This window comes from Methanosarcina sp. A14, from assembly GCF_001729375.1.
Lineage (GTDB): Archaea > Halobacteriota > Methanosarcinia > Methanosarcinales > Methanosarcinaceae > Methanosarcina > Methanosarcina barkeri.
Genome location: NZ_LZPK01000381.1, coordinates 1 through 5669 on the forward strand (window position 1 = coordinate 1; position 5669 = coordinate 5669).

The 5669-nt window shown below is 36.7% G+C and carries 5 protein-coding genes; 1 reads left to right on the forward strand and 4 read right to left on the reverse strand.

Translation table 11 applies throughout. The features are described from left to right. Positions 1 to 395, forward strand: a 395-nt coding sequence (locus tag A9239_RS17255) for a PKD domain-containing protein (protein ID WP_141706506.1), incomplete at its 5' end; no start/stop codon positions are given. A 548-nt stretch (positions 396 to 943) separates the two neighbouring features. Here A9239_RS17255 and A9239_RS17260 read toward each other — a convergent pair. The 4 genes from A9239_RS17260 to A9239_RS17275 are packed head-to-tail and all read right to left on the reverse strand — an operon-like array spanning position 944 to position 5462. Further along, positions 944 to 2071: a glycosyltransferase gene (locus tag A9239_RS17260; protein WP_230628771.1), complete on the reverse strand. Its 1128-nt coding sequence runs from the start codon at positions 2069 to 2071 to the stop codon at positions 944 to 946. Next, entirely contained in the window at positions 2014 to 3216 is a 1203-nt protein-coding gene (locus A9239_RS17265; RefSeq protein ID WP_048116286.1) for a hypothetical protein, read from the reverse strand. Before A9239_RS17265 ends, A9239_RS17260 begins: the two co-directional genes overlap by 58 nt. A 21-nt stretch (positions 3217 to 3237) precedes the next feature. Continuing rightward, positions 3238 to 4353 carry a non-hydrolyzing UDP-N-acetylglucosamine 2-epimerase gene (wecB, locus tag A9239_RS17270; RefSeq protein ID WP_048116284.1) on the reverse strand — a complete coding sequence of 372 codons (1116 nt, stop codon included), beginning with the start codon at positions 4351 to 4353 and terminating at the stop codon, positions 3238 to 3240. Next, on the reverse strand, positions 4350 to 5462 hold the full coding sequence (locus A9239_RS17275; protein WP_048153978.1) for a DUF354 domain-containing protein: 1113 nt from the start codon (positions 5460 to 5462) through the stop codon (positions 4350 to 4352). The genes wecB and A9239_RS17275 overlap by 4 nt, the downstream gene beginning before the upstream one ends. Between the last annotated feature and the right edge of the window lie 207 nt (positions 5463 to 5669).

Here is a 5669-nt window from a genome sequence, read left to right on the forward strand (position 1 = left end):
AATGGAACTGGGACTTTGGTGATGGTTCCACATCTACCGATGCAAACCCAGCACATACCTATGCTGTTGCAGGAACTTATACAGTTAACCTGACTGTAAGCAATGCAGATGGTTCTGATACCATAGGTAAGGCAATAACCGTTACTGGAACATCTGCTTCGCCAACAGCAAGATTTACATTGGCACCTCAGATTGGGCGTTCTCCTCTCACGGTTAAATTCACAGATAAATCTGTCAATGCAGCCTCAATAAAGTGGGACTTTGGCGATGGAACTACCTCTACCGAATCAAACCCAAGTCACACCTACACAACAGGATTCTACATTGTGAGATTAACTGCAACCAATGGCGACAAATCAAGTACTACAGCCAATATAGTAATAGTTGGAAGATGAGTCACCAGTCATGAAACTGAAGACCAGTGATAGCAATGGAATGACTGCAATAAAACCAGTGGAAGTTCCAGTTGCTTGTCTCAGTACCAGCTAACAACTGGAAAAACAGGAATAATGGGCTGGCTCACCAATAGGAGAGCATGAACAGCCCTACTTCCTGGCACTGGAACCTAGTAATGGAACGATTTTAACCATCCAGAATCTAAGGAGGTGTATTTAACTCTGAAAGTGAGAAGTCTTCTCCTTCAAAACCGAGCCTTGAGGCAAAGGATTCAGAGAGGAGTAATTCACACTGGAAAATATGGCTTATCTGACTGTAAAAAATAATGGTGACAATATACAAAATGATGCAGAACTTTATCTGTATTCTCAAAAAGCAATGGCAGGGAGGCTATGTCTGCCAGATAGGGTAAACCCAACCTATTGAGAAAGGTGGACTTAGAGTTCAGAGAGTAAACTATCATTCAGCTAAAGACCAGGGTTTTTATGCTTCTTCCTATAAACCAAAAAGTCTCCCTGCTAATTGTTAGATTTACAAGTGGGCTAGTTCATAAGGTTTGCCCATAGATGGATTTAGTTGTTTTTGCAATATTTTTCCAAGTAAAAGATTCTGCATATTCTTTAATTTTAAAAGTATCCCAGTTTTTATTTAGTGCTAACATTATAGTTTTTTCCAGTGCTTCTGAACTTGCAGGTTCGCATAATAATCCATAATCTTCAGAGGCTATAATCTCAGGAACTCCACCTACTTTTGTTCCTATAAACGGTTTTCCACACCCTATCGCTTCAAACATAACAATAGGATTTCCTTCTCCAAGGCTTGGTAGGACAAAGAAATCACTGGTGTTTATGTAAATAGGAATCTCATCATCAGGGATCCATCCCACCAATTTTATATAGTCTTCGAGTTTGAAGTCTTTTATCTGTTGTTCCAGAGTCTCTAATAGATAGCCTTTCCCTGCAATGATACAGTAAATGTCAGATCTGGTTTTTGCAATATTGCCAATTGCTTCAATAAGGTATTTGTGACCTTTTATATCGATTAAATTTGAGATATTAAAGATCACCTTTTTATTCACAGGAACTCCAAGCATAGCCCGGCATTCATCAGTATCCCTTGGGAAAAAAAAGGCTGAATCATAGCCGTTTGGAATTACAACTAGTTTATTAGAGTACTGTGGAAAAGTCTTGGAGATAATGTCTTTTTGTTTATTTGAAACTAAAATCATTGTGTCTACATTTTTTAAAACAAAGTTAAAAAAAGGTTTATATTTTTTCACGAATTCTTCTGTATTTGAGTAATGAAATGTGACAATTAACTTTCTACCTGCGATTTTTGATGCAATGGAGGCGGTAATTGAGGAAATAAAACTGAAGATCCCGCCCGATGTTTGATCATGGATTATTTCGTACTTTTTTTTGTTGGATAAAATCTCAAAAAACAATCCAAAGGTACGCCGATAGACCTTCTCGATATTCGTGGTCTTTGCGTTATCTTCATTTGTATAGTAATTGTACAATAATATTTCACTATCTTCAACAGACAAATTTTCAATTAATTTCCTGGTATGTGTAGAAACCCCACCTGAGGAAGCTACAGATCCACACATTAAAACTCTTACGATTTTGCCACCCCCACTTTTTCTAAATACGTTGCCATGGACAGCATCATCCAAGCTGCTCCCCATCGCATATAGGGAATTTTATTTGTTAAAACCCGGTTTTTCTGGTAGAAAAAGTATCCAGAGTTGTCCTGCATATTAAAAATTGTCCATTCCAAAATCTTCCTTGCAAATTCAAGAAATTCTGGATCAAACATGCTTAACTTACTAAAAGTAATTATGCCTTGAGCTTGGTTATGTATATCTGTAGGGTACATTTGGGGATATCGGTAATAACATCTGCCGTCATCTAAAAACTGTTTTTTCCTGTAAAAATTTACACCTCTCTTGATTGAGTCTATTAGCCGGTCCTGTTCTTTTGGTTCAGCAAAGGAGAGGTACTCAACCAGAGAATCTATTATAAAGCCCTGATGAAAATCCGTTTGACGCCTTATCTTTCCACTTTTATATTTGGTGTAGATCCAGCAACCATCTGAATCCTGGGTACGTATTAAAAATTCGGAAAGCTTGCACGCTACCGTTCTCATCTCAGCATCGTCAAACAGAGGCATTAACTTGCATATAGCGGTCAGACCTTTAGCAGAAGCATCTGTTACGATTTTATCTTCACTTAAAGTATCGTACTGCAGGTAATAAAGACCATCATCGGTTTTTCTCAGTAGATCTTTTATTAAGAAATCACAGGCGCTTTTCCCAATATCTTTTAACGCCTCATCCTTAAAAATCAAGTAACTGTCAACCATTGCTTTGATCACATTTGATGTTGTGATAATATCAGGTATTTCTGGAGTTAATATGTCCCCATCAAAGCCCCTGTGGTAAAAATAGTGTCCTGCCCAGCAATCAAACCCATACTTTTGTTTGAGAGACTTATTTTTTAAAAAATTGCTGCATTCAAACAGATCCTCTTTATACCGTTGATCGTTTGTTAAAGAATAAATTTTTGAAAATGATTGGGCAAAAAGGGACATCCCTTTTACATCTAGCCCTTTTTCAACACCTATAATTGGCCTGATGTTTAAGATAGAGTACTTATTCAATTGAGTTACCAGTATCTCCAGTAGCTGAGAGCTCGAACAGAATTTGTTTACTATTTTACTGTTTAGTGCATCATAAGGGTCCCATCCATAGTACTCTTCACTTTTTACCCAGTCATAAAGCGATTTCATGGAGTTATCTACAATTACATCGAAGGTCATAAGTTAACCCCCCAGTTTGACTTATAACGCATTAATTGTTACAGCAATTCTGTTGCTTGCACTTTTATTTCCAAATAATCCATTAATTGTTGCAGCAATTCTGTTGCTTGCACTCCCATCCCCAAATCTATTCCGATGCTCCTTGGCCAAAGGCATAAATTCATTCACTGCTTCTATAATCTTATTTTTATTGGAACCAACTAGTACATTCCATCCATCTCTAATGGTCTCAATCCACTCTGTGTTTTCCCTAAGTGTAACGCACGGCACTTTCAAAATATATGCTTCTTTCTGAACGCCTCCGGAGTCGGTTAGAATCATCTTAGCATGATTCATGAGTTTTATGAAATCAAGGAACCCTAGAGGTTTTGTTAACGTAACAGAGGAGCTTAAGCTCTCATATAACCCATAACTTCTAAGCAGTTTTTCAGTTCGTGGGTGAACAGGAAAAATGATGTTTTCGTCCAGTCCTTGAAAAGCTTCAATAATATTTTGAAGGTTTTCTATATTATCAGTATTACTTGCTCTATGGATTGTAGCAACTAGATAGTCCCTGTTTTTTAGGTTAAGATCGGTTAAGATTGAAGATTTTGCTTCTGCAATCTCCTTATTAAGAAGAAGAGAATCAACCATAACATCACCAGTTAAATACACATTTTCAGTGATTCCTTCTTCTCTCAGGTTGTCAACTGCATTCTGAGTTGGACAAAACAAGATGTTTGAGCAATGATCTGTCAAAATGCGATTGATCTCTTCAGGCATGGATCTATCAAAGCTTCTTAACCCAGATTCTACATGTGCATTTTTTATTCCAAGCTTTGATGCAGCCAAAGCTCCTGCAAGTGTTGAATTAGTATCCCCATAAGTCAGCACAAGATCAGGTTTTTCAATTAGAAGAACTTCTTCTAATTTTCGGAGCATTTCTCCTGTTTGTTGACCATGTGAGCCAGAACCTACACCAAGATAATAGTTCGGTTCAGGAATACCTAATTCCTCAAAGAATACCTTATTCATTTCATAGTCGTAATGCTGGCCAGTATGAATCAAACATTCTTCGTTAGTTTTTCTTAATTCTCTTGAAACCACAGAAGCTTTCACGAACTGAGGTCTAACACCTACAACACTTGCGATCTTCATAGCAGATCACCCTGCAGTATGATGGCACTACCCTCTCTTTTAGAATATTTTTTCCCATCTCTTATTTTATTTTGACTTTTAGGATAATTACCAATAAAAGAAGCCAGAAATTTGGTAGCATCGATCTTGTCAGCCAGGAGCTGATCTCTTTTCTCTTTCCATTTATTTTTTAAATCAGGTTCCTGAATAAGTTCTACTGCGTTTGCAATTGCTTTTTCAGGTTCACTGAAGCTGAAAATAAGATGATACTTATTTTCAAGTTCAATGAAATTGCCCATATCTTTCTTGCCTACAAAAGAATTAAACCTGATAACTGGAGTTCCCAAGACTGCGGACTCAGTAGTTATTGTCTGGGTATCTGCCACAACAAGTTTTGCATAATACAAGATATCGTGAATGCGAGATTTCGGTATTTTCAGTAGATACTTATTAAAATCATCTGGCAATTTTATTTCGGACGAGATAAACACACGTGCATGCTTGCTCAGTTCATTAACCAGAAGCCTTTTTTGATCAATGGAAAACCCGTTTATGCCAAAATCATGTACAGCGTCAAATGCATTGAAACGTAAAAGCACGTAATCTTCATCTTGACCTATCCCAAGGAAATCATAGATTTTTACATCAGGCACAAAATAGTTTTTATGTAAATAAGCAATTTCTTTAAAGCTGTTAAATTTGATGTGTTTTGGACCTAGGTCTATGGTAAATGATGAAGGGGTGAGAACTACATCTACAAAAGGCTTAAAGAGCATGAACTGAAAAGGTGTAGGTTCAGAGTCATTAAAAATTATGCATTTTTTACGCAGTAATTGTGATGTATACGCTGAGTAAACTCCCATTCCAACCAACAAATCAGGCTTTTCCTTTCGGAGAAAATTATATGCTGTTAGCACATTGAAAGGTAGAGACAGGATTTTTCCATATTTTGAATCAGGTACATTGGCATATACAAAATACTCAAAACCTATTTCATCTAATAAGTTGACTGTATCTCCATAATTTCTTGCCAAAATAATGGCTTGATGCCCGCTGAGTTCTAAGGATTTTATAACATTTTTGTATAAGTGAACATGCGCGGGTGTATTTATAAAAAATGCAATCCTCAAAAATATACCCCCAAAATATACTTCCCCAAAATTTTATATTTAAACATGTTTCTTCAAGACCATTAGGAGTTACGCAGTTGGCTCCTAGCATATTGTTTTTTCCAAACTTTCAAATATTTGAATTAATTTAACGTGTATTGGGGATTCCTTAAGTATTCTGTCACTGCCACTCTTCTAATTTTCATAGCACTTTCAAACCAGGATATT

What these genes read in the sequence shown, in the direction of transcription:
- wecB (WP_048116284.1), bottom strand. Translation starts at nt 4,353, where the DNA reads ATGAAGATCGCAAGTGTTGTAGGTGTTAGACCTCAGTTCGTGAAAGCT.
- A9239_RS17265 (WP_048116286.1), bottom strand. Translation starts at nt 3,216, where the DNA reads ATGACCTTCGATGTAATTGTAGATAACTCCATGAAATCGCTTTATGAC.